General features: G+C 31.1%; 24 protein-coding genes. 21 read left to right on the top strand and 3 right to left on the bottom strand.

The window, feature by feature from the left end; all coding sequences use genetic code 11:
- Positions 1–57 precede the first annotated feature (57 nt).
- The 15 genes from VP395_RS08180 (at position 58) to VP395_RS08115 (ending at position 9,544) form a co-directional block, all read left to right on the top strand.
- The gene (locus tag VP395_RS08180) at positions 58–207 is read left to right on the top strand and encodes a hypothetical protein (RefSeq protein ID WP_346241367.1); all 150 of its coding nucleotides are present in this window, start codon (positions 58–60) and stop codon (positions 205–207) included.
- Positions 208–287: 80 nt separating this feature from the next.
- The gene (locus VP395_RS08175; RefSeq protein ID WP_346241365.1) at positions 288–2,198 is read left to right on the top strand and encodes an ATP-binding protein; all 1,911 of its coding nucleotides are present in this window, start codon (positions 288–290) and stop codon (positions 2,196–2,198) included.
- A gap of 3 nt (positions 2,199–2,201) precedes the next feature.
- Positions 2,202–2,867: a DNA-binding response regulator gene (locus tag VP395_RS08170; RefSeq protein ID WP_346241363.1), complete on the top strand. Its 666-nt coding sequence runs from the start codon at positions 2,202–2,204 to the stop codon at positions 2,865–2,867.
- 240 nt (positions 2,868–3,107) lie between these two features.
- Positions 3,108–3,947 carry a hypothetical protein gene (locus VP395_RS08165; RefSeq protein ID WP_346241361.1) on the top strand — a complete coding sequence of 280 codons (840 nt, stop codon included), beginning with the start codon at positions 3,108–3,110 and terminating at the stop codon, positions 3,945–3,947.
- Positions 3,948–4,090: 143 nt separating this feature from the next.
- The gene (locus VP395_RS08160; RefSeq protein WP_346241360.1) at positions 4,091–4,246 is read left to right on the top strand and encodes a YegP family protein; all 156 of its coding nucleotides are present in this window, start codon (positions 4,091–4,093) and stop codon (positions 4,244–4,246) included.
- Between the two features lie 6 nt (positions 4,247–4,252).
- Positions 4,253–4,483: a DUF4177 domain-containing protein gene (locus VP395_RS08155; RefSeq protein WP_346241359.1), complete on the top strand. Its 231-nt coding sequence runs from the start codon at positions 4,253–4,255 to the stop codon at positions 4,481–4,483.
- A gap of 2 nt (positions 4,484–4,485) precedes the next feature.
- A complete protein-coding gene (gene yidD, locus VP395_RS15815) occupies positions 4,486–4,761 on the top strand; it encodes a membrane protein insertion efficiency factor YidD (protein WP_379884264.1) in 276 nt (91 codons plus the stop codon).
- Positions 4,762–4,774: 13 nt separating this feature from the next.
- The gene (locus tag VP395_RS08150; protein WP_346241358.1) at positions 4,775–5,143 is read left to right on the top strand and encodes a DUF6804 family protein; all 369 of its coding nucleotides are present in this window, start codon (positions 4,775–4,777) and stop codon (positions 5,141–5,143) included.
- Between the two features lie 25 nt (positions 5,144–5,168).
- Complete coding sequence (locus VP395_RS08145; protein ID WP_346241356.1) at positions 5,169–5,573, top strand: hypothetical protein; 405 nt, start codon at positions 5,169–5,171, stop codon at positions 5,571–5,573.
- A gap of 5 nt (positions 5,574–5,578) precedes the next feature.
- Entirely contained in the window at positions 5,579–6,844 is a 1,266-nt protein-coding gene (locus VP395_RS08140; protein ID WP_346241354.1) for an MFS transporter, read from the top strand.
- A 2-nt stretch (positions 6,845–6,846) separates the two neighbouring features.
- Complete coding sequence (locus tag VP395_RS08135) at positions 6,847–7,764, top strand: hypothetical protein (protein ID WP_346241352.1); 918 nt, start codon at positions 6,847–6,849, stop codon at positions 7,762–7,764.
- 11 nt (positions 7,765–7,775) lie between these two features.
- Positions 7,776–8,306 (top strand): DUF4236 domain-containing protein, encoded by a 531-nt coding sequence (locus tag VP395_RS08130; protein ID WP_346241350.1) that lies wholly within the window; start codon positions 7,776–7,778, stop codon positions 8,304–8,306.
- A gap of 75 nt (positions 8,307–8,381) precedes the next feature.
- Complete coding sequence (locus VP395_RS08125; RefSeq protein ID WP_346241348.1) at positions 8,382–8,873, top strand: thermonuclease family protein; 492 nt, start codon at positions 8,382–8,384, stop codon at positions 8,871–8,873.
- Positions 8,873–9,247 carry a hypothetical protein gene (locus VP395_RS08120; RefSeq protein ID WP_346241347.1) on the top strand — a complete coding sequence of 125 codons (375 nt, stop codon included), beginning with the start codon at positions 8,873–8,875 and terminating at the stop codon, positions 9,245–9,247. The genes VP395_RS08125 and VP395_RS08120 overlap by 1 nt, the downstream gene beginning before the upstream one ends.
- A 156-nt stretch (positions 9,248–9,403) precedes the next feature.
- On the top strand, positions 9,404–9,544 hold the full coding sequence (locus VP395_RS08115; protein ID WP_346241345.1) for a hypothetical protein: 141 nt from the start codon (positions 9,404–9,406) through the stop codon (positions 9,542–9,544).
- 4 nt (positions 9,545–9,548) lie between these two features.
- On the opposite strand, the gene VP395_RS08110 is transcribed toward VP395_RS08115, so the two are convergent.
- Together VP395_RS08110 and VP395_RS15810 are read right to left on the bottom strand one after the other, a co-directional pair.
- On the bottom strand, positions 9,549–9,947 hold the full coding sequence (locus VP395_RS08110) for a Fic family protein (RefSeq protein ID WP_346241343.1): 399 nt from the start codon (positions 9,945–9,947) through the stop codon (positions 9,549–9,551).
- Between the two features lie 11 nt (positions 9,948–9,958).
- Positions 9,959–10,093 carry a Fic family protein gene (locus tag VP395_RS15810; RefSeq protein WP_379884306.1) on the bottom strand — a complete coding sequence of 45 codons (135 nt, stop codon included), beginning with the start codon at positions 10,091–10,093 and terminating at the stop codon, positions 9,959–9,961.
- A 63-nt stretch (positions 10,094–10,156) separates the two neighbouring features.
- Here VP395_RS15810 and VP395_RS08105 point away from each other — a divergent pair, with 63 nt between their 5' ends.
- Positions 10,157–11,278 carry an ATP-binding protein gene (locus VP395_RS08105; protein ID WP_346241341.1) on the top strand — a complete coding sequence of 374 codons (1,122 nt, stop codon included), beginning with the start codon at positions 10,157–10,159 and terminating at the stop codon, positions 11,276–11,278.
- 20 nt (positions 11,279–11,298) lie between these two features.
- Here VP395_RS08105 and VP395_RS08100 read toward each other — a convergent pair whose 3' ends face one another.
- Positions 11,299–12,516 carry a phage integrase SAM-like domain-containing protein gene (locus VP395_RS08100; protein ID WP_346241339.1) on the bottom strand — a complete coding sequence of 406 codons (1,218 nt, stop codon included), beginning with the start codon at positions 12,514–12,516 and terminating at the stop codon, positions 11,299–11,301.
- A gap of 438 nt (positions 12,517–12,954) precedes the next feature.
- Between VP395_RS08100 and VP395_RS08095 the strand changes: the two genes are divergently transcribed.
- The 5 genes from VP395_RS08095 to VP395_RS08075 all read left to right on the top strand — a co-directional run bounded on the left by VP395_RS08095 (position 12,955) and on the right by VP395_RS08075 (position 23,615).
- On the top strand, positions 12,955–15,771 hold the full coding sequence (locus VP395_RS08095; protein ID WP_346241337.1) for a triple tyrosine motif-containing protein: 2,817 nt from the start codon (positions 12,955–12,957) through the stop codon (positions 15,769–15,771).
- Positions 15,772–15,999: 228 nt separating this feature from the next.
- Positions 16,000–19,017 carry a SusC/RagA family TonB-linked outer membrane protein gene (locus VP395_RS08090; RefSeq protein WP_346241335.1) on the top strand — a complete coding sequence of 1,006 codons (3,018 nt, stop codon included), beginning with the start codon at positions 16,000–16,002 and terminating at the stop codon, positions 19,015–19,017.
- 9 nt (positions 19,018–19,026) lie between these two features.
- The gene (locus VP395_RS08085; RefSeq protein WP_346241333.1) at positions 19,027–20,508 is read left to right on the top strand and encodes a RagB/SusD family nutrient uptake outer membrane protein; all 1,482 of its coding nucleotides are present in this window, start codon (positions 19,027–19,029) and stop codon (positions 20,506–20,508) included.
- 11 nt (positions 20,509–20,519) lie between these two features.
- Complete coding sequence (locus VP395_RS08080; RefSeq protein ID WP_346241331.1) at positions 20,520–22,700, top strand: phage tail protein; 2,181 nt, start codon at positions 20,520–20,522, stop codon at positions 22,698–22,700.
- A 12-nt stretch (positions 22,701–22,712) separates the two neighbouring features.
- Positions 22,713–23,615 carry a glucan endo-1,3-beta-D-glucosidase gene (locus VP395_RS08075; RefSeq protein ID WP_346241329.1) on the top strand — a complete coding sequence of 301 codons (903 nt, stop codon included), beginning with the start codon at positions 22,713–22,715 and terminating at the stop codon, positions 23,613–23,615.
- Positions 23,616–23,619: the final 4 nt, after the last annotated feature.

Here is a 23,619-nt window from a genome sequence, read left to right as displayed (position 1 = left end):
TATCTGAGTAAAACTTGGAAAGCAACACTATTGTCTAATTCTTTAATAACAAGTAAAATGAAAAAAATACATTTAATATTGTTTACGGTTTTCCTTAATATGGCGTTATTTTCATGCACACCACAAGCTATATCAGAAACTGGTAAAGCAACAACAGAACAAGCAACTACTGGTGATGATGGAGAGATTTTACCTCCAGAAGATTAAAATCATGTAAATAATTAATAAAATCCTTTTTATCAAAAGTATAAACTGAAATTAGTTATTAATTTAGAGGAATGAAAGTTATGAAAACATCATTCCTCTTTTTTTGTTTAAATGTTACAAGTTTTCTTTTAACTATAGGTGTTAATCTATTTGCGCAGCAAAACACAGATAGTTTAGCTCATTATTATAAATTATGTGAAGACAAAACTCAAAATGCTTCAAACAACTTACAATATGCCAATAAATTAATTGACCTTGCAATTAAGAATAATAACTCTTATTATACATTAAATGGATTAAGTAGAAAAAGCTATTTGCTTTCAAAAACGGGAGATTATAATGGTGCAATTTCAACGGCGAAATTGTTTTTAAATGAAAGTAAAAAAATAAAAGACTCTTCTAATCTTTTATTAGCTTATAGAAAGTTAGCTGATTATAGTAGGCTTAACGATAGCCTGCTAAATGCATATTCATATTATCAAGAACATAAATCATTAAATGTTTTATTTAAGGATTCTTTAGAAATTATAAGGGATTTAAGATTCATGTCCAGCATTCAATATAATTTGGGTTTAATTTATGAAAGTGAATCGACAGCAGTTGAAGCTATAACACTACTAGACTGCTTGAAAGAAACGGATAAAACTATCGATGCAAAAATTGGGCTGTATAATCATTTAGGTATCATTTATAAAGAAATAGGAAGCTATAACCGCGCCTTAGAACTCTACAATAAGCTTTTATTAATTACTAAAAACCACCAATATCTAAACATAATCCATGGCAATATTGCCAATGTTTATAAGGAACAAGGTAATTATACATTGGCTATAGCCGAATTTAAAAAAGTTTATGATAATAGTTTAAAAACTAATAAAAAGAAAGAAATAGCAAGAGCGTTGAATAATTTGGGTTTGGCGAAATCGAAGTTGAATTACCCTGAAGCCCTTACTGAATTAGAAACGGCGTTGCAAATAAGAAAAAGCGAGAATGATTATGCAGGACTTTTTTCTAGTTATATAGCACTTACTGAATATTTTATAGATAGAAAGGTAACAAATAAAGCAAGGTTGTACTCTAATAATGCTTATGGTGTTTCGGTTAAAACAAATAATAAACTAGACAGAATTAAAGCCCTTTCGTATATAATTGAACTTGAAAAAGGAGAGAAAATAGTCGAGTATAAAAACTTAACTGATAGCGTTGCTAACGCTAAACAAATAAATGAAAATAAGTTTTCCTATATTAAGTATAATTATAATAAAAAAGAAAAAGAAGCTCAGGAAGTTAAGCTTAAGTATATTCAAAGTGAACTAAAAGCCACCAAAGAGCGAGCAAATAAAGTTATCTATCAATTTTTAGGATTATTATTAATCCTTGTTTTGGTGTTTTCTTATATCATTCTAAAATCAAAACACAAAAAAGACAAACTTCAAGTGGTTTATAATACTGAATCGCGCATAGCTAAGAAAGTGCACGACGAGGTGGCTAATGATGTGTATCATGCCATGACCAAGCTTCAGAATGACTCAAACAACAAAGAAGATTTGTTAGACGATCTGGAAAATATATATATACGTACTAGAGACATTTCAAAAGGTATTAGCGACATTAATGTGAAAACGAACTTTAACGAATTACTCTACGATTTATTAATAAGTTACAAATCTCAAGAGATAGGTGTTATTGCTAAAAACTTATCAACCATAAACTGGAACGGTGTTAACGATATAAAAAGAGCTACGGTTTATAGAGTTTTACAAGAATTGATGACCAATATGAAAAAGCACAGTAAAGCCAATATAGTACTTGTAAGCTTTAGTCAAACTAAAAACAAAATAAAGATAAGTTATACCGATAATGGGATGGGCTGCAAGATTTCAAAACAGAATGGTTTACTGAATACGGAAAACCGTATAGCATCTATAAACGGAACAATTATCTTTGAATCTGAGCTGGGTAAAGGCTTTAAAGCAACAATTACAATTTAAAGTATGTTTACAAAAGTTTTAGTTTCTGAAGATATGGACGATATTCACAAAGGTGTCTATACATTACTTACAGATATAGGAGTTTTAGAAGTGCAGCAGGCACAGTATAGTGACGATGCTTATTTAAAAATTAGAAAAGCAATTTTTGATGAAGCGCCTTACCAATTGCTCATTACAGATTTATCTTTTAAACAAGACCATCGTGAACAGAGATTTAAATCGGGGGAAGCATTAGCAAAAGCCATAAAACAGGAATATCCTAATTTAAAAATCATCGTGTATTCGGTAGAAAATCGTTTACAAAGAGTAAGAACTTTAATAAACGAATATCATGTGGATGCCTATGTATGTAAAGGCAGGAAAGGTTTATTAGAACTATCAAAAGCCATTACATCCGTATATAATAATGAAACTTATCTATCACCAGAAGTCGCGAATGCTTTGAGTCCAAAAAACGAATTGGAAATAGATAATTATGATATTGAGATTTTAAAACAATTATCAAATGGTTTATCTCAAGAAGAAATTAGCCAATATTTTAAAGCAAATAACATATTTCCTAACAGTTTAAGCTCTATTGAAAAACGATTAAATAAACTTCGCATTCAATTTAAAGCCAATAATGCCATTCATTTAGTGGCTCTTGTAAAAGATTTGGGGCTTATTTAAAATAATTTTAGCATTACGGATTTCCGTAAAAAACCATGCACCATAAGTAATATGTTTGTAACGCTATTAATACTTAATGCTATTATCGGCATAGAGGGATAATTGAAAAGCACGTTTGGTTAACGTGCTTTTTTTTTTGTGCTTATATGGTTTTCCGTAAAGAATAGAAACGCTATGGATTTACTTTTGTTTTATAGTCGGAACAAGCCGACTTTAAATATTTATAAAAACAAATTTATTATGAATAAAAAGTATTTAATTTTTACAATTTTAATTGTTATGTTGGCAACATCTTGTTCAACACCTTTCTATCAAGTTTATAAGGCTTCGTCTTCGGATAAGGTTGTACTTAAGGATAAATTACTAGTCTTTGAAGATGATAATTGCAAAGTTTTATATAATCTTTGGGATGAAGGTGGTAATATTGGCTTTACCTTTTATAATAAAACGGAGACCACCATTTATATAAATTTGAAAGAAAGCTTTTTTATATTAAATGGAGTAGCTAATAACTATTATAAAAACAGAGTGTATATTGCTTCAAAGAATTTGGAAAGTTCAGTTTTCAGTGGATTGGTTGCATCAAAATCTATCACAGGTTTGAATTATTCTGATTTAATTCAAACAAACAATGTATCAACCTCAAAATCCTCTGGAATTAAAACTTCATCTGGTTTTTCAACATCATATGCCGAAGAGGAAATAGTTATAATACCTTCAAAAACTTCTAAGTCAATATCAGAATATTCTATTAATGAATTACTTTTTAGAGATTGCAACCTTTTTAGATATCCAACCAGAAAGCAGATAGTTAATAAAACATTCACTAAATCAGATAGCCCATTTATTTTTAGTAACAGAATTCAATATAAAATTGGCAAGGAAGAAAGTGCCAAACTTGTTGAAAATGACTTTTATATAAAGGAAATTGGTAATTATCCAGAAAGTGAAATACTTGAATTAGTTCAAGATGAATTTTGTAATCAAAAAACTTTAACCAAAACTAAATATTTTAAAAATGTTTCTGCTGATAAATTTTATATAAAATATAGTAAAGGTCAAGATAGATTAAAGCATTAGTATATTTAAGCGCCAAGCATATCTATTAATTTAGTGGTAGTGAACTTTTTAAAAGTCAAAATGTAAGACCTTACGGAATCCCGTAAGGTTTTGATTTATAATGTGTTTAAGTTTGAATTGTTAAGCATTAAATATTAAAAATTATGAATGATAAATGGGAGTTTTATTTAGATGGAAGTAAAGAATGGAGATGGAGAAGAATTGCTTCAAATGGAAGAATTGTAGGAGCATCTAGTCAAGGTTATTTTAATAAATCCGATTGTATTGCAAATGCAATGCGAAATGGATATAATGGATAAATTATTATGGAATATAAAGTAATACCATTCGTTGCATCAATTGACTCCAAGAAAGGAAATTCAAGTCATGTTGCAGATCAATTAGAAGAAATTATTAATCATCACTCTAAACAAGGCTGGAAATATGTTCGACTAGAAAGTGTTTCAACCCTTGTTCAACCGGACGCTGGGTGTTTTGGTCTAGGAGCAAAACCAGGCTTTACAACATCTACGCAAATGGTTGTTTTTAGTAAGTAATTATGAAATATTTACTCATACTGATTATCAAATTGTATTGGGCATTCATATCTGAGTCCCAAAGAAGAAAATGTTTATTCAAAATTTCTTGTTCTAATTATGTATATGAGAAGGCTACAACAGAAGGTTTGGTTTCAGGGTTAAAAGCTTTAAAACTTAGAATCACTAATTGTAATTCAAGTTATAATATCATTAAGGTGAATAATGAATTATTACTGGTAACATCTACAAATAAGGTATTTAAAGAACAAGAGATACGCAAATCACTTTTAAATTAGAATATCATTGATAATGAAAACAACAATTACATATAAAATAAAACTTATAGCTGTTATTTGTGCTTTTTTATTATTCTTAGCGGTTTTAAAAATGCCCATTGAATATTATACACTGTTAAGAATTATTGTTTTTATAGGGGCATTGTTAATCATTACATCATTATTAAAACAAACTCTATGGGTGATAATTTTTGGAATTATAGCCATTCTATTTAACCCAATAATTCCTGTTTACTTATATCTAAAAGCATATTGGATTCCTATAGATATTATTTCAGGCATACTATTTCTTTTAATTCTGTTTTTTGAAAGACCTACAAAAAAAATCAAAAAAATAGAACCCACTAAGCAAAGGGAATTTAAAAGAGATAAGATCTATTGAACCAATTAATCAACTAATCCTTTTTATGGAAGAAACAAAAATAACTACTGAATTGAAAAGTCATTTTTTAAGACTGTACCAAATTGCATTGGCCGATGATAATTTCAGTCATTTAGAAATGCAATTGTTATACAAATTTGCAGAAGAAAGAGCCATTTCAAAAATGGAATTGGACACTGTTTTAACGGGGTATGCAGGCGACGTCCTAATTCCAGAAACCTTAGAAAACAAAATAGAATACCTCTATGATTTTGCCTTAATGATTTGGGCAGATAATATTGTAAGTGTAGATGAAGAAATAGCCTTGAAAAAATATATTAAAAACTTTGGTTTTTTAGATGATAATATTGAAGAGTTAGCCAATTACCTTTTGGATAGTGCCCAACAAGGCAAACCTAAAAAGGAAATTCTTAAAGAACTTAAAGACTAAGAAATATGGGACTATTAAAAAAACTAACTGCATTAACTTCTCAAAATGGAAAAATGAATGTGGTAAAACCAGAAGCTATTGAGAAGGAAAAAATAACTTACCATGAAGACGGATATAACACTTCTAAAGCATGTCAAGGAAATTCACATAATTTACACATATCATTAGATGCGTTATATCAAAAATTCGAAAACAAATGTAAAACGGATTTTAATGAACAAGAACGTCTCAAACAACCCTATGCAACAGAACAGAAAGGTAAAAAAACGGCATTATTAAATAAAACTGAAGAACTTGAAAAAGTAGAAATCAATATTAAAAAAGTTGATGAAGATATTGAAAAGCTTAATCAAGATATTAGAAAGGTTAAGACACATCCTGAAGAATATTTTATAGATATAAACAATAGGTCCTCAGCTAAATTTTGGATTGGTTTAAGTTTCCTATTGCCTTTAGCTGTTTACATATTTATATTTTACATATCTACATCTTTCTCAGCTTTTTTTAGGGAGTTTGACCCTGGGATTAGTTTGTTTCAAGGTATGTTTGACCCACAAGCACTTTCAAAGGCTTATAAGGACGGGTGGCTTGAATTATGTTTTGTTCTTTTTATACCATTTGTATTCTTTGCTCTAGGGTATTTAATTCACATGTTTCATGAGAAAAAAGGATGGGAAAGTAAATTTAAAATTATTGTTTTATTTATAATTACTTTTCTGTTCGACGCTATTTTAGCTTACCTAATAGATGAAAAACTATATAATTTAAATAAAACTTTTGAAAGCGAACCGTTTAATGTTTCAGTTGCCTTCCAAAGTGTTAGTTTTTGGGTTATTATTTTCGCTGGTTTTGTATCGTATATTGTTTGGGGGTTAGTATTTGATTTTGTAATGAAAGAACATGCAGATCGAGATAAAATTAAGTTATTCATTAGAGAAAAAAAGGAAGCTATTTTCGAAAAGGATAAAATACTTTCAAAACTGAATGAAAGAGTTGAAAAAATAGAGGAAGAACGATCTAAATTAAAAATTAGAATAACAGAACTTCAAAATATAATTGATGGTTGCATACTTCCTGTTATGAATTATAAAGCATTATCCACTGAATATTTTCAAGGTTGGCAAGAATATATATCAGCTGGATTAAGAATGGGTGGAAATGAAAAAGACCTTCTACTAATAGATTGCAGTAAGATATATGAAAAACACATCAAAAGTTTAGAGTTAGACACAGACACATATCAAAATAAAGTATATACCAAAACACAGTAATTATGAAACAGATACAGTTTATACTTATTATTTCAACTTTCTCTATAATATTTTGTTGTAAGAATGACACTAAGGAAGATGCCGAAATAATAGAAGACGTAATTAAATCAGAATTTTCTAGTGATTGTCCTAAATATATATTAGATCAAAAAGAAAATAATCTTAACATCAGCATTCTTTTAGACTTATCAGATAGAATTGAAGAAGCGAAAATAAAAGAAAAGGATTCAGCGTATTTATCAAGTTTGTCAAAGGTATTTGTGGATCATGTAAAACATAAAAAATTAATTTTATTAGAAGATCGAATACAACTTTTTTTTAATCCAGAGCCTTCAGACACTGACATAAATAACATCGCTAAAGAATTAAAAGTCGTTTTTACTAAACAAAGTTATAAAACACAAATTGAAGAAACGGTATCTCTATATGCTTTAAAACCTTCTCAATTATATGATTTAGCAAAAAAGGATGCTATAAAGGCTGGTGGGTATCCAGGTTCCGATATTTGGAGTTTTTTTAAATATAATGCAGCCGATTATTGCATAGATACTTGCCACAGAAATATACTTATAATTTTAACCGATGGTTACATGTATCATAACAAAGCGGTTATGAAGGAAAAGAACAGAACATCTTATTTAACGCCTAATAGCTTAAATGCTTTGAAATTAAATAAAGGAAATTGGAAAGATGAAATGGAAAAGAAAGACTTAGGGTTTATCCCTGCAACAACCCATTTAAATGATTTAGAAGTTTTAATTATTGGAATAACGAGCCGTAATGATGAAAACCCTTATTCTTATGAGATTATTGAAGCCTATTGGAACAAATGGTTTGATGATATGGGAGTGAAAAAATATAAGATTAAAAACGCTGATATTCCATCCAGTATTGAAAAGGTAATTTCTGATTTTATCTAAAAAAATAAAAAATGAGCATTCGTTTTAATAAACGCATAAACTTAGGAAAAGGAATTGGAGTTAATATCAGTAAATCGGGTATAACGCCTAGCGTCAAAACCAAAATCGGAAGTGTAAGTTCCAAAGGTTATTCAGTAAGAACCGGGATTCCCGGAATCACATATAGAAAAACATATAGTAAATCTAAAAATAGTGGTTGTCTTATTATTTTAATCTTTTTTATAGCCTCAATTACATTTTTAACAATTGCTTCTTGTAAAAATGAAATTATTAAATCTACTAATCAATGGTATCAAGTAGGAACGCTGCATAATTCTAACATTTCAGATTGGAAATATGCAACAGAAGAAAACAAGTTAGCTACTTGTGGTGAGTTTTGTGCAAATATATACAAAGACCATTCTATTGATTATATCAAAATAATTGCAACGAATCTAAAAATTTGTATTGATGAAGCGGTCAAAGGGCATGATGTTGTTAACAATTCAGCAATTTCTGAAATGGCAACATATTGTTTATTATTAATGGAAAACTTGAATTAAATTATATAATTTCTATCTGTCATAATAGATGTACTATTGAATAAGTTGATAAATCTTATATTTAAACAAAAAATAATGTTCTATTTCAAACAATTCTTTTTAACTGTTGTGTTTTTATCATGCCTTTTTGGCTTTTCGCAAATCATAACAGGCAAAGTAGTGGCAATAGCAGACGGCGACACTTTCAAGCTATTAGACAAAGATTCTAAATTACATAAAATTCGTGTAGCTAACATAGATTGCCCAGAAAGAAAGCAGCCTTTTTCAACCAAAGCCAAAAAATTTACCTCTGATGCTATTTTTAATAAAACGGTAAAAATTAATATTCTAAGAACAGATAGATATGGTAGATTAATTGGAGATGTAATTTATAATGGTTCTTTAAATTTAAGCGAAGAACTTCTTAAAAAAGGATTAGCATGGCACTATGTAAAATATTCTAAAGACCCAAAGCTGCAAAGTTTAGAAAATGATGCTCGATCAAAAAAAAATGGTTTATGGCAAGATCCAACTTCTGTAGCACCTTGGGAATGGCGTGCAAATAAAAAGAAAATCAAGAGCGAATAATGAAATTAATTAAAGTTTTTTTATTTGTCTGTTCAATAATATTTACTGCAAATGTTTCTTCTCAAACTGTTTACACAACAAAATCAGGTGAAAAGTTTCATAAAAGCACTTGTGGTTATTTAAAGTATTCAAAAAAAGAAATTACTTTAGAGAAAGCGTTGGAATTAAATTATAGTGCGTGTTCTGTATGCAAACCGCTCTCAGAAGTTAGTACATCACAAAATCCTTCAAATTTTAAAAGTACCACCAAAACAACTTCAAAGGATGCGGCTAAGTCGTCTGTTCAATGTTCGGGAAAAACAAAGGCAGGAGCACGTTGTAAACGTATTACTAAAGATTCTAGTGGCAGGTGTTATCAACATTGGGTTAGATAAGTGTTTAATTTAATTGATTAAACAGTTCAGTTTTTTAATTGTTATGTTTTATTATGATTTCTATGTAATCCTTATGTTTAATTGAATACGGAATTTCATAAACCTTTACTTATTAAATTTCGGATATTTATGTTTTTATATCTAAAAACAAATATTATGACGAAAATTGAAGCAATAAAGCCTGGTCCTAAACCGAAAAAAGAGGATGGAGATTTAGATAGAAGAAGACGGGTTACACCTGAAAAGAAAAAAGATTACCCACCGCTAAAACCTCACAAACACAAACCTAATGACTGACAATTTATTTGTTGATGGTATCTAGAGGTTTTTTGTTCAACCAGTAACGAGTCCCTTTTAACTCGCGTGTAGTTGTTGAAGCTGAAGTTTTTGAAATTCTGGTGTAATTCTCGGTACTTAAACCACCTTCGAAACCTTGATGCCCGGAATTGAAAAGTCTCTTTACAACTTTTAATTGACGTTCATTCAGGAGAGAGTTATATCGATCAAAAAACTTTGCTTTTTCAATTAAAAAATCAATGAGTCTGAGTGTTTCATCTTGGGCTTCTAAAATAGTTTGTCCAAAGTAAAGCAACCAATCAGTAATATTGCGGTTTTTGTTATTTTTCTCTAGTGATTCGAAGTAGGCTTTTTTATGTTCTTCAATTGTTTTTGATAAAGAAATCATTGTAGGTTGTTCCATACTTAGAGAAATTAATTTTTTGCAATAGCTCGGGCAATACGTCCGTTACCATCTTCAAAAGGATGAATACTCACAAAATATATATGTGCAATTCCTGCTTTAATAATTGGTGAAATCGGTTTATTCGTTTTGGAGTCATATTTTATTTGCTTTTAGCCAATATTTTATCCAAAAAACAGTACTTTTGGCTATTACAATAACAGAAGGTTATGATAAATAGAACTATATCAGCAATTTTAAATGAAAAAATAGGATCAGGAAAAGCCATTATTCTTATTGGCCCAAGACAAGTTGGTAAAACAACCTTAATAAAGTCAATACTTGAGGGGATGGATTATTTGTTTTTGGATGGTGATGATCCTACAATAAGGAACATTTTAACAAATCCTAACACAGAAGAATTAAAAAGTATTATAGGAAGCTTTAAGGTGATTTTTATTGATGAAGCCCAACGTATTGAAAATATTGGAATAACACTAAAAATTATTACCGATCAATTTAAGTCCGTTCAATTATTTGTAAGTGGTTCATCAGCTTTTGAGTTAAATAATCTAACTAATGAACCACTAACAGGTAGAAAATGGGAATATAAGCTCTTTCCAATTTCATGGCAAGAGCTGGAAGACAATGTTGGATATGTGAAATCTACACAACAATTAGAGTTAAGGTTGCTTTATGGAATGTACCCAGATGTTATTAATAGTCCTGGTGATGAAATTGAAGTCTTAAATCAATTAGTTAATAGTTACTTATACAAAGACATCCTTGCTTTTAGTGGAATTAGAAAACCAGAAATTCTAGAAAAATTATTGAAAGCATTAGCACTTCAATTAGGAAATGAAGTAAGCTATAACGAACTTTCTAGATTAATAGGTATTAACAAGGGAACCGTTGAAAGTTATATTGATTTATTATGTAAGACTTATGTGATTTTTAAATTACCAAGTTTTAGCAGAAACTTGAGAAATGAAATTAAAACAAATCAGAAAATATATTTCTATGACACAGGTGTTAGAAACGCCATCCTAGGTAATTTTACATCATTAAACTCTAGGGCAGATACAGGCGCAATTTGGGAGAATTTTTTAATAAGTGAAAGACTTAAAAAACTAAGTTATTCTAAGATGAGGATAAGTCAATATTTCTGGCGTACAAAACAGCAACAAGAAATAGATTATGTAGAAGAAGAGTCAGGTAAGATTTCTGGTTATGAGTTTAAATGGAATCCAAAAGCAAAAATAAAAATCCATAAAAGTTTTATTGAGAGTTATGATTCACAGATAAAAGTGATTAATACAGATAATTTTAGGGAATTGATAGGGTCTATTTAAATTGCTTTTCTTAAATAAAGCTAAAGCTGAACTAATTTTTTATTATAATCATCTAATACTTCACTAGGTAAAGATTTAAGATAAATTTGAGTAGTTGTTAAGCGGTTATGGCCTAACATGGCAGAAATAGCAAGTAAAGGAACATCTTGAAGCATTGCTTGAGTTGCAAAACTATGGCGAGACACATAAGATGTTACTCGTTGTTCAATATTACATTTTTCTGCAATTTGCTTTAGCCCCTTGTTATAAACTTTGCGAGCCCATAATACATCTTTGTATTGAAGTTCGTAGGGGTCTCTTTTTATAATTGGAAAGATGAAATCGGATTTTACTTTGTCTTTTGTGTAAAAATCAAGTATCTCTTTTAATGGAGCAGTGATTTTAATATCATACGGTTTAGATGTTTTACTTCTAAAATATTTTATACGATTATCTACAATGTTTTCAAGTTTCAAAAAAGCCATATCGATAAATGAAACACCATAAAGCATGTAGGATGCTAAAAAGTAATTTCGAAAATGAAAAAGATTGTCCGATTCATCTAATTGCAATAGCATGATTGATTTTATACTATTAATATCTAAAGCTCTTTTTTCGGTAGGTGTCGTTTTTATCTTATAATTTACAAAAGGATAGGCTTCTTTTGCAATAATCCCAGATTTAATGGCTTTATTAAATATAGCCCTTATGGTCTTCATATAAACAGCTAATCCATTAGTGGAATTTCCTCTAGAATAATGAAATTGTTCAAATTTTTTAAGAAACTCGTAATTAACTTCGTTAAATTTTAAATCATTATCATTATTGAATTTTTTTAAAATTTTAGTGATTGCATAATAAGAATTGGCATTTCCATACCGACCAACCTTTTTAAGGTCTTCTATGATGCTGTTGCTATATTCAAAAAATGAATTGACAGTAACTTTTTTAGTAATCTTATTTTTTAATTGTGATATGGATAAATAATTAAGTTCTTCAGTTTCATTTAATTTTTCAATAACATTATTTGCACGCACTTTTGCTTTTAATAGTTTGTAATTTAAATTTTTTACGGTTTTAGAGTCACCATAAGATTTTTTTATTTTTTCACTTTTTTCATCCCAAAAATTTAATTCCACAGACTCTCCTAGCCCTATAGACGTGGTTTTTCGAAAATGACTTAGCCTTAAAATGATTGGAAAGGAATTGTCTTTTTTCTTCCTACGAGTATCTAAAGAAAGTTTTAAATTAGTGTTCATGATACTCAAAGGTAGTAAAAAATTTGCACGCAATTTGCACGCAAACCATTGATTTTGTTTGATATTGATTAACATTAAAAATTATTAAAATGCTGATAATCAATATTATATGTTATAGTATGGTAGTGCTTAATGGTCTAATCATAACTCTGGCAGTCAAGAGGTCGTGGGTTCGAATCCCATCTTCTCCACTATAAACCCCTGTGTTTTTTATCAACACAGGGGTTTGTTTTTAGGACTAGTCATGACAATCTTACTTTTTACTTTCTTTTTTATTCTCACTTTAATTTTCCCTTTCATTGTATAGCCAAATATTTTTTTCAAAAAACCATAAAAGCCAACATTGTCTTATAAAAATTAATCTATACAAAAACTATACAAAAGTGTTTTGGTACCTTATTTTTATTAATTTAGTAACACAACAATACTTGCTTTGTTTTGAAACTAACTAAACTAATTTTTTCTTTATTAATATTTTGTGTCTGTTTCTATTTAGAATCTCAAGAAAGACCACCAATAGAAGTTTATACTCCAACCGACTATGGTGCTGAAAATCAAAATTGGGCTATGTCTCAATCTAAAGAAAAATATATTTATGTTGCCAATAACAAAGGTCTTTTAGAATTTAATGGCGCCAAGTGGACGCTTTTTACCTCACCAAACCAAACAACCATTAGGGCCGTTAAGGTAATAAACAACCTTATTTACACGGGTAGCTATAGAGAATTTGGATATTGGAAACCAAGTATATATGGGACTTTAGAATACACATCACTTTCTAAAAAAATAAATATCCCTTTTCTTGATGATGAGGAAATTTGGAACATTATAACTATTGATTATTGGATTTTGTTTCAATCTTTAAACAGAATATACATTTATAATACACAAACTCAAGATTACTCAATTATAGAATCGAGCACTACCATTTATAAAATGTTTAAAATCGATAAAAGCATTTATTTTCAAAAAGTTAAAGATGGTGTTTACGAAATAGAAAATGGTAAATCTAAATTAGTCTCAAGCAATAGTATTTTAAAAGAAAATCTACTCGTAAACATATTTAACCATAACGGGAGTATCTTATTTGAAACCGAAGATTCAGGCTTTTATCAATTAAAAAATAACGCGCTTACAAAATGGTTAATCCCAGCAAATGAAACTCTATCTAGAATTAGAATTTATAGTAGCACACAGTTAAAAGACAAAAGTTTCTTATTAGGCACTGTTTCAAATGGCATTATTCACCTTACACCAGATGGTTATATTAATTATCAAATAGACCAAACAAATGGGTTAAGCAATAACACCGTACTATCTGTTTTTGAAGATTTAGAAAATAATATTTGGGTAGGTTTAGAAAATGGTATTAACTGCATAAATATAAAGTCCCCTTTTAGTATCTATAAAGATCAAAAGGGGGATATAGGCTCGGTAAACACCTCAATAAGTTTTAATGGCTACCTGTATTTGGGAACCAATCAGGGGTTGTTTTATAAAAGTTTAGAAGCTAGTTCAACAGAATTTTCATTAATAGAAGGCACTCAAGGTGCTACTTGGTGTTTAACAGCTATTGGTAATATCTTGTTTTGTGGACATAATTCTGGAACCTTTGTTATTAACGGTAATAAGGCTAATTTGGTTTTAGATGTATTGGGTACATGGGGCATAAAAAAAATTGATGATAGAAATGATTTATTGCTTCAAGGGAATTACAATGGACTTAATATTATTGAAAACGTTAATGGAAGCTGGAAACTTAGGAACAAAATTAAAGGCTTCGATATTTCAAGTAGATATTTTGAAATGCTTAATCCCACAGAAGTACTGGTTAGTCACGAATACAAAGGTGTTTTTAAAGTAACGATAGACCAAAATTTAACTAAAGCGATAAGCATTAATCAAGATTTGTCTGTTTCTAAAGGAGAAAAATCAAGTCTTATAAAATACCAAAATGATATTTTATATAGCTATAAAGAAGGTGTTTTTAAATACAATAAAAATCAACAAAAATTTATCAAAGACACCATTTATAGTAAATTATTCAATAAAGAAAACTATACATCTGGTAAACTAGTTGCAGATACCAAATCTAATAGGTTGTGGAGCTTTTCAAAATACAACATCAGCTATATAGCACCAAGTAAGTTAAGCGGTGTTCCAAAAATTAACACGATTTCATTACCTGTTAACCTAAGAAATGATGTGCCTGGTTATGAAAACATAACTTATATAAAAGACAATATGTGCTTATTTGGCACATCGCAAGGTTATATTTTAATCGACTTAGATAAAATGATTAATACAACATTCAAAATTAGTATTAATTCAATTTCCACAAGTACGTACAAGCATGGATATAAATTCAATTTAATTAATAAAAATGAAAAGGGGTTATATAAAAATAATGAAAACAATATTCAGTTTGAATTTAGCATACCAGAATATAAAAAATATATAGTAGAAGAATATCAATTTAAATTAGAAGGTATTTATAACGAATGGAGCAAGTGGTCAACTAGCTCAAATGCCTTATTTGAAAACCTGCCTCATGGCAGTTACACCTTTTATGTGAGAGGGCGATTGGGGAATCAATTTTCCGAAAACACAGAAAGCTATTCATTTACAATAGAAAGACCTTGGTACATCTCTAATATAGCCATAGCAGGATATATACTTTTTATTCTTCTTTTTTCATTACTAATGCATAATATATATAAACGTTATTATAGAAAACAAAGAGAAAAATTACTAGAAAAAACACAAAAAGAGTTAGAGCTAAAAGAACTTGAGAACAAGCAGCAGCAAATGCGTTTTAATAATGATAAGCTAAGACAAGATATTGAAAGCAAAAACAGAGAGTTAGGTATTTCTACCATGAGCTTAATTAAAAAGAACGAGTTTTTAAACAATATTAAAAAAGAATTGCAAAAGGCTCAAGAAGACAAAAATTTAAAACAGGTTATAAAAATAATAGATAGAAATTTAAATAATACTGATGATTGGCATGCTTTTGAAGAAGCTTTCAATAATGCCGATAAAGATTTCTTAAAAAAAGTAAAATCAACACACCCTTCTTTAACTTCTAATGATTTACGTCTTTGCGCTTACCTAAGGCTCAATTTATCTTCAAAAGAAATAGCACCACTCCTAAATATATCTTCAAGAAGCGTAGAAGTAAAGCGTTACAGACTAAGAAAAAAAATGAATTTAGAGCACGATGATAGCTTAACAGATTATATTTTAGAAATATAAACACACAACATGTGTGATTTTCACCTATACAATACCACAACATTATCTGTTTTCTAATCTAAAAACAGAAATTCCTTAAAATGTATTTTTCTTAAAAACAACTTCAATTTTTAGGTTTTTATCAAAAACACGCGCCTTTTCTTGCTATGTATGTTTTTTGTTGTGGTTAAAAATTGTAATGCATCAATCTTTAGGGTTAATTTTACTTAAACTAAAAACTAAATGTATATGAGACATTATCTCTTTAAAATTCTTGCTTTATTTTTCATTGCATACTCAAGTGCGCAAAATATAAATGTAAGCGGAACGACTCTAGACCAAAGTGGTATACCTATTCCTGGAGTTAACATACTTGTAAAAGATACAAGTAAAGGAACTACTTCCGATTTTGATGGTAATTTTACAATCACAGACATTAAACTAGGAACTACACTATTTATTAGTTATATAGGATATCTTACCCAAGAAATTAAGGTTAGTAATAATTCACCATTAACTATTACACTTCAAGAAGATATAGCAAAGCTAGATGAAGTTGTTGTAATTGGTTATGGTACGCAAACTAAAAAAGAGATTACAGGAGCTGTTAGTGTTGTATCTAGCGAAAATATAGAAGCCTTAAAACCAACACGAATTGAACAAGCCTTACAAGGTCAGGTTGCAGGTGTTAATATCACTTCTCAATCTGGTACTCCTGGTGGTGGCTCAACCATTAGTATAAGAGGTGTATCTACTAATGGTGATAACAAACCATTAATTTTAGTTGATGGTAATGTTATTGAAAACCTAGATGTTTTAAATCCAAATGACATTGAAAGCATAAACATTCTTAAGGATGCTACAGCGGGTATTTACGGTGTGAGAGCAGCAAATGGGGTAATCCTTATAAAAACTAAAACGGGTCGCAAAGAAATGCCACTGACCGTTGAGTATAATGCCTACGCTGGTTTTCAAGAAACAACTCGAAAAATACCTGTTTTAAATGCTACAGAGTATGCTTTAATTGTTAACGAAGCATATGCTGCTGGTGGTAATACACCTCCTTTTTCTAACATAGCGGGTTTAGGTATAGGTACAGATTGGCAAGATTTGGTTTTTGAAAGTGCTCCAATAACAAACCATAATATTCTTTTTAAAGGAGGTGGTAAAAATTCAACTTACTCATACAGTGGTTCATTTTTAACACAAGACGGTATTGTTGGTGGTAACAAATCCAATTTTACGCGTTTTACTAATAATGCCAGTTATAGTTTAGATTTCTTAGAGAATTTTAAATTCACTTCTGGTCTTACTTTAATGAGAACCAATAAGAGAAACCTTCCAGAAAACTCAAATTCGTCAGTACTGTTTAATGCTATAAACATGGCGCCTACATTTTCAGTTTACGATGAGGCAGGAGCATATACATTAGCAGAAGGATTGGGAGGCGAAGTTATCAATCCCTTAGCACAAATAGATGATATTTTTGACAGAAGTAAGACCCTGAAACTAAGTGGTAACGCAGGTTTGTCATATAATTTTCTAGACCATTTTACTGCACAATCAAACATTCAATTTAACTATTCAGAAGTTAACGCTAAAGTGTTCAATCCCATAGCATATTTTGGTAGCGGTAAAAATAGTAATGTTGATAGAAGTAGTGTTTTTGAAGGCTTAAATTATTTTAGAGACTATACGTTTGATGCTTTTGTTAAATATGAAAATGAATTTAACAATACACATAATATCAATGTGCTTTTAGGCACATCGGTTTTTAAAACAACAGGCGAGTTTACAGGAGCCACAGGATTTGATATTCTAGACAATGATGTTACGAATGCCAGTTTAGAACAAGCCTCAGATATAGAAAACATCAACAGGTTTACAGGCAGAAATGCAACTTTCGATTCTAGGTTACTATCATATTTTGCAAGATTACAATACGATTATGATGGAAAATATTTATTATCTGCCGTAATAAGACGTGATGGTTCTACAAAATTCGGACCTGAAAATAGATTTGGTTTTTTCCCTTCAGGATCTATTGGTTGGGTAGCTTCAGATGAAGAATTTCTTAAAAATAGCAGCGTTTTCAACTTATTAAAAGTAAGAGCTTCTTACGGTATTTTGGGTAACGACCGAATTCCAGATTACAGATATATTTCATTACTAAATGGTGAAGGCACTTATATTTTTGATAATCAAGAATTTATAGGAACAGCCAGCGGTGGCATTGCAAACCCTGAAATTAGATGGGAAAAACAAAAAACCTTCGATATTGGTTTAGACATGCGTTTTTTAAACAATAAAATGGATGTTACTGCCGATTATTTTAAGAAAAGAACTGAAGATTTATTAGTAATTCCAGAAGTATCAGGACTGTTAGGTACTGGTGGTGCACCTGTTGTTAATGGCGGTACCGTAGAGAATGAAGGACTTGAATTTGCGATTGGCTATTCAGATAATTTTAGCGACAATTTTAAATTCAGCATCAAGTATAATGTGACATATATTAAAAATGAAGTTTTGTATGTAAATACAAATACAGGGGTTCTTGAAGGCGGAGGCTTTGGTATTAGCCAACCCGCACCTTCTAGAATGGAAGCTGGATTTCCTATAGGATATTTTTATGGGTACGAAACTGCTGGAATTTTTCAAAACCAAGCAGAAATTGATGCCTCGGCTGTAGGGGACATTATCCCACAACCAGGAGATATAAAGTATGTAGACCAAAACGGAGATGGCATGATCACTTTAGATGATAGAGTTAACTTAGGAAACCCACTACCAGATGCTACCATGGGTCTTAATATATCTATAGATTATAAAAATTTCGATTTTGCAGCTTACGCTTTCGCTTCGGTTGGTAACGAGATTGTTCGTAATTACGAACGTGGTCAACAGCTTACCAACAGAACAAATTCTTATTTAGCACGCTGGACTGGAGAAGGCACTAGCAACTCATTTCCTAGAGTATCTAACGGTGCTACTCCAAACGGGTTGTTTTCAAATTTTTATGTTGAAGATGGTTCTTTTGTCCGCTTGCAAAATGTGCAATTAGGTTATACATTTTCGGATAAAGTATTAAAAGATTCTAGAATAAGTAAACTACGCCTCTATGTTTCAGCAAGTAACTTATTTACACTTACAGAATATAAAGGTTACGATCCTACAGCTTCTAGTGGAGCCCCAATTGGTGGAGGTATAGACCAAGGGTTTTATCCTAGCGCTAAAACATTTTTATTAGGAATTAACTTAAAATTATAATTAAGTATTATGAAAAATTTAAAAACTATAAAGATTCTTGTTTCATTCGCTTTTATAGCAATGTTTTCATGTGCTGACGATTTTATTGATGTGGCTTCACAAGACGAGAATTCAGAAGATTTCTTTAATTCGGAAGCAGATTATCAAGAAGCCTTAATTGCAGCATACGATTATTTACAAGCAACCGCACAACAATTTCAAGTTGCTGAAATAGCATCAGACAATACACTTGCTGGTGGTGAAAGTGCTACAGATACGCCTGGTATTCAAGAAATTGATGATATGATTCACACACCTGTAAATGCCCAATTAAGAAATATTTGGACATGGATGTACACAGGCGTTAATCGTGCCAACTACATCATGGAGTTTCAAGATAAAACCGATTTTTCAAACAAAACAAGTGTTTTAGCTCAAACAAGATTTTTAAGAGCTTTCTATTATTTTGAATTGGTAAAATGGTTTGGAGATGTGCCTTTAGTGGTTGATAAACGTATTCAATTTGGTGATCAATTTGGAATAGAAAGAACGCCTAAAGCACAAGTATACGCTCAAATAGAAAAGGATTTGATTTTTGCGGTGGCTAACCTTCCATACACACAAAGTCAAACAGGAAGAGTAACAAAAGCTGCGGCCGAAGCTTTATTGGGTAAAGCATACCTATATCAAGAAAAATTTACTGAGGCAGCTACGGTTTTAGAAAATCTAATTAACAATGGCCCACACGATTTATTACCTTCAGGCCTAGCGCCTTTAATGTGGGAGAACAATTATGAAAATAATATTGAATCGGTTTTTGAAATACAATATTCTGATGTTGACGGCGGATCTTATGATTGTTTTCAGTGTTTAGAAGGAAACTATGCCGTTGGTTTTAATGGTGTAAGAGGTTATGTGGGGCCCGTATTCGATTTTGGGTATAGCTTTAACGTGCCTACACAAGATGTAGTAGATGCTTTTGAAGACGGAGATATTCGGTTGGATTATTCCATTTTAGATATCAAAAAATGGATTGAAGCAAACCCAACAGCCAGTTACAATGAAGATGCTGGTTACGAACAAACAGGCTACTTTAATAGAAAGTACATAGCACGTTTGGGAGATGCTAACCGTCCGGATGCGGCACTTACAAACCCAAATAACACACGGGCGATTCGTTATGCAGACGTATTATTAATGGCTGCCGAGGCATTAAACAGAGGCACTATAAGTGATGCTAGAGCTCAAAATTATTTAAATAAAGTGCGTAATAGAGCCAAACTTGGCAATGTTACAACTACAGGAAGTAATTTAACAAACGATATTTACAAAGAACGTCGTGTGGAATTAGTGGGTGAAGGGCACCGTTTCTTCGATTTGGTTAGAACAGGAAGAGCAGCACAAGCCATACCTGGTTTTCAAACTGGAAAACATGAGCTTTTCCCAATTCCTATTCAAGAAATAGAATTATCTGGTAATGTTTGGACACAAAATCCTGGATATCAAAACTAAAAAAATAAGATATGAAAACATTAAAATATATATTTAGCTTAAGCTTGATTTTAATTGTCTTTATTAATTGTACTGAAGATGATAACGATTTGAGTTTTATAGACAATGTGGTGGCGCCATCAAACGTAACAGCATTATTTCAAATTACTCAAGACAATACAGGCTTAGTAACTTTAACACCAAATGCAGAAGGTGCCGTTTCTTATAACATAACCCTTGGCGATGGTGCTGCGCCTATTACTGTTAAACAAGGTGCAAGTGCACAACATGTGTATGCTGAAGGAAATTACACGGTAAACATTGAAGCGATTGGTATTACAGGGCTCAAAAGCACTGTTTCAAAAGACATTACCGTTTCATTTAAAGCACCAGAAAATTTAGTTGTTACCATCGAGAATGATGCGGCATTATCTAAACAAGTAAACGTAACTGCCACAGCAGATTTTGCCATGTTCTACGAAGTTTATTTTGGAGAAGCTGGTAACGACACGCCAGTAGCAGGAAATATTGGAGAAACTGTAAGTTACACTTACCAAGAAGCTGGCACTTATACTATTAGAATTGTTGCCATGGGTGGTGCCATAGAAACTACAGAGTATTCGCAAGAATTTTTAGTAACTGCTATATTACAACCTCTAGCGTCTGCAAAAGCACCTCCTTTCAGACAAACATCAGATGTTATAAGTGTATTTAGTGACAAGGCTAATTATGAGTATAATCTTTCAAATGATTTTTTCCCTTACTGGGATCAAGGAGCGAACTGGAATGTTGGAGAATTTAAAATAGGTAATGATAAAATCCTTCGATATACTGGATTAACATATCAAGGAATACAGTTAGGCGCTAATATTGATGCATCTGGTATGGAATTTCTGCATTTAGATGTTTGGACAGCAAACAGTAATGATGCTAAAATATCACCTATTAGTGTATCAACAGGGGAGAAAGCGTTTAATTTAGATTTAACAGCCAATCAATGGACGTCGTTTGATATTCCATTATCTTACTTTACCGATTTAGGATTAAGCATGAGTGATATTGCTCAGTTTAAATTTGATGGAGCTCCATCTGGCGGCACCATATTTGTTGATAATATTTATTTCTGGAAAGAACCATCCAATTATGTGCCATTAATTTTTGATGATTTTGAAGGGAATGGAAATATTACAACATGGGCTGGAGATGGTGCAGGATTGAATACCACGTTTGCTAATCCTTATGTTAATGCAAATAATTTTTCAGATACCGTTTTAGAGTATAATGATAATGGAGGGCAGTACGCAAATGTTCAATTTGTAGCAGATTCTAAATTTGATTTATCTGGTGGTAAAAGTGTATTTACTATAAAAATTTATGTTCCTTCATCTAGTATAACAGGAAGTCAGCCTAATCAAGTTTCCTTAAAACTTCAAAACAGTGGTTTAGGTAGCAACTCATGGCAAACCCAAACTGAAATTATAAAACCTATTGCACTTGATACTTGGCAAGTATTAACCTTTGATTTTGGAAGCGACCCATTTATTAATTTAGATGTAAATTCTCCAAACCCAGTTGACAGAACTGATTTGGACAAAGTAGTTATTCAAGTAAATTCTGAAAATAACACCGATAAGGTTAAAGCCTATATTGATGATTTCAAGTATGGTACTACACCAACAGCTGATGCACCTCCTTATGCCAAAGATGGGTTTGAAGGAAAAGGAACTATTACTACTTGGGCAGGAGATGGAGCTGGTTTAAATACTGCTTTTGCTAATCCATTTATTGGGCAAAAAAACACATCTCCAACAGTACTGGAGTATAAGGATGATGGAGGTCAATATGCTAATATTCAATTTACTGTAACGCCTAAGTTCGATTTAAAGGCTAAAAGTAAATTCACATTAAAAATATATGTACCATCTTCAAGTATCACTGGAACTCAGGCAAATAAAATTTCTTTAAAACTTCAAAACAGTGGTTTAGGTAGCAACTCATGGCAAACCCAAACTGAAATTATAAAACCTATTACACTAGATACTTGGCAAGAAATAACTTTTGATTTCGTAAATGACACATTTATAAACTTGGATGGTGGGTCTCCAGATCCTGTTGATAGAACCGATTTAGATAAAGTGGTGATACAAGTTAATGGAGAAAATAATAACGATAAGGTTATAGCTTATATCGATAATTTCAACTATCATAATTAAAATTAAAAAAAGATGAAAAAAATAAATAAAATATTAGGTCTCTTTTTAATATCAGTTTTGACTTTTACGAGCTGTCAAGATGATGATATTTCCATAGGGGAAATTACAGCACCTTCAAATATTGAAATAACGGTAGCTTATATTGATGAAGGTGTAGAATCACAAGCACCCGGATTAGGAAGTGGCGAAATTAAAGTTTCTGCTAAAGCCGATAACGCTACCGCATATCAATTTGTAATACAAGGGCAAACAAAGCTTCAAAAATCAGGCAGCGTATCCCATACATTTACAACCCTTGGTACAAATATCTATGCAGTAACTGTTATTGCTTTTGGAACAGGTGGTGTTTCATCTACTAAAACCATCGAGGTTGAAGTACAAGCTTTATACGAGCCACCAGCCGATTTGTTAACCATGCTTACATCAAACAGTTCGAGATCTTGGAGAATTGCTTACGAAACACCTAACTATTTTGGTTTAGGACCTGTTGGAACTACCAGATTAGGGGAGTACTTCCCGAATGGCGGAACACCAGATAAAGCTAATTCTGGCATGTACGATGATCGTTATATTTTTAATAGTGACGGAACCTTTACCCACGATACAGGTGACGATGGAGCTGTTTTTGGTCGTAAAGGCCTAATAACTGAAATTGGTGGTCCTGGCGATGGCACTGCAGATGGTGATGATATTCTTAAATACACGTATGCAGATTATTCTGAATCTTGGACCTTAACAGCTCCAGGTGGCGTTGAAACGCTAAGTTTAGGTGGTTTAGGATTTATAGGTTATTATATAGGTGGCAGTACACCACATTCTTATAAAATATTTGCTAGAACAGACAATACACTGACTTTAATTGCCACCGATGGCAACAATCAATTTGATTGGAACTTTATTTTAATAGCAGATTAATACA

Origin of the sequence: Mariniflexile soesokkakense (genome assembly GCF_039650365.1) — a bacterium.
Taxonomy (GTDB): Bacteria; Bacteroidota; Bacteroidia; order Flavobacteriales; family Flavobacteriaceae; genus Mariniflexile; species Mariniflexile soesokkakense.
This window is presented reverse-complemented; position numbering and strand designations above follow the sequence as displayed.

Bases quoted from the DNA above. Each gene is read 5' to 3' on its own strand.
- VP395_RS08170 (WP_346241363.1), top strand. From the start codon at position 2,202: ATGTTTACAAAAGTTTTAGTTTCTGAAGATATGGACGATATTCACAAA.
- VP395_RS08090 (WP_346241335.1), top strand. From the start codon at position 16,000: ATGAGACATTATCTCTTTAAAATTCTTGCTTTATTTTTCATTGCATAC.
- VP395_RS08150 (WP_346241358.1), top strand. From the start codon at position 4,775: ATGAAAACAACAATTACATATAAAATAAAACTTATAGCTGTTATTTGT.
- VP395_RS08115 (WP_346241345.1), top strand. From the start codon at position 9,404: ATGACGAAAATTGAAGCAATAAAGCCTGGTCCTAAACCGAAAAAAGAG.
- VP395_RS08120 (WP_346241347.1), top strand. From the start codon at position 8,873: ATGAAATTAATTAAAGTTTTTTTATTTGTCTGTTCAATAATATTTACT.
- VP395_RS08080 (WP_346241331.1), top strand. From the start codon at position 20,520: ATGAAAACATTAAAATATATATTTAGCTTAAGCTTGATTTTAATTGTC.
- VP395_RS08140 (WP_346241354.1), top strand. From the start codon at position 5,579: ATGGGACTATTAAAAAAACTAACTGCATTAACTTCTCAAAATGGAAAA.
- VP395_RS08125 (WP_346241348.1), top strand. From the start codon at position 8,382: ATGTTCTATTTCAAACAATTCTTTTTAACTGTTGTGTTTTTATCATGC.
- VP395_RS08175 (WP_346241365.1), top strand. From the start codon at position 288: ATGAAAACATCATTCCTCTTTTTTTGTTTAAATGTTACAAGTTTTCTT.
- VP395_RS08085 (WP_346241333.1), top strand. From the start codon at position 19,027: ATGAAAAATTTAAAAACTATAAAGATTCTTGTTTCATTCGCTTTTATA.
- VP395_RS08110 (WP_346241343.1), bottom strand. From the start codon at position 9,947: ATGGAACAACCTACAATGATTTCTTTATCAAAAACAATTGAAGAACAT.
- VP395_RS08155 (WP_346241359.1), top strand. From the start codon at position 4,253: ATGGAATATAAAGTAATACCATTCGTTGCATCAATTGACTCCAAGAAA.
- yidD (WP_379884264.1), top strand. From the start codon at position 4,486: ATGAAATATTTACTCATACTGATTATCAAATTGTATTGGGCATTCATA.
- VP395_RS08180 (WP_346241367.1), top strand. From the start codon at position 58: ATGAAAAAAATACATTTAATATTGTTTACGGTTTTCCTTAATATGGCG.
- VP395_RS08075 (WP_346241329.1), top strand. From the start codon at position 22,713: ATGAAAAAAATAAATAAAATATTAGGTCTCTTTTTAATATCAGTTTTG.
- VP395_RS08160 (WP_346241360.1), top strand. From the start codon at position 4,091: ATGAATGATAAATGGGAGTTTTATTTAGATGGAAGTAAAGAATGGAGA.
- VP395_RS08100 (WP_346241339.1), bottom strand. From the start codon at position 12,516: ATGAACACTAATTTAAAACTTTCTTTAGATACTCGTAGGAAGAAAAAA.
- VP395_RS08105 (WP_346241341.1), top strand. From the start codon at position 10,157: ATGATAAATAGAACTATATCAGCAATTTTAAATGAAAAAATAGGATCA.
- VP395_RS08130 (WP_346241350.1), top strand. From the start codon at position 7,776: ATGAGCATTCGTTTTAATAAACGCATAAACTTAGGAAAAGGAATTGGA.
- VP395_RS08145 (WP_346241356.1), top strand. From the start codon at position 5,169: ATGGAAGAAACAAAAATAACTACTGAATTGAAAAGTCATTTTTTAAGA.
- VP395_RS08165 (WP_346241361.1), top strand. From the start codon at position 3,108: ATGAATAAAAAGTATTTAATTTTTACAATTTTAATTGTTATGTTGGCA.
- VP395_RS08135 (WP_346241352.1), top strand. From the start codon at position 6,847: ATGAAACAGATACAGTTTATACTTATTATTTCAACTTTCTCTATAATA.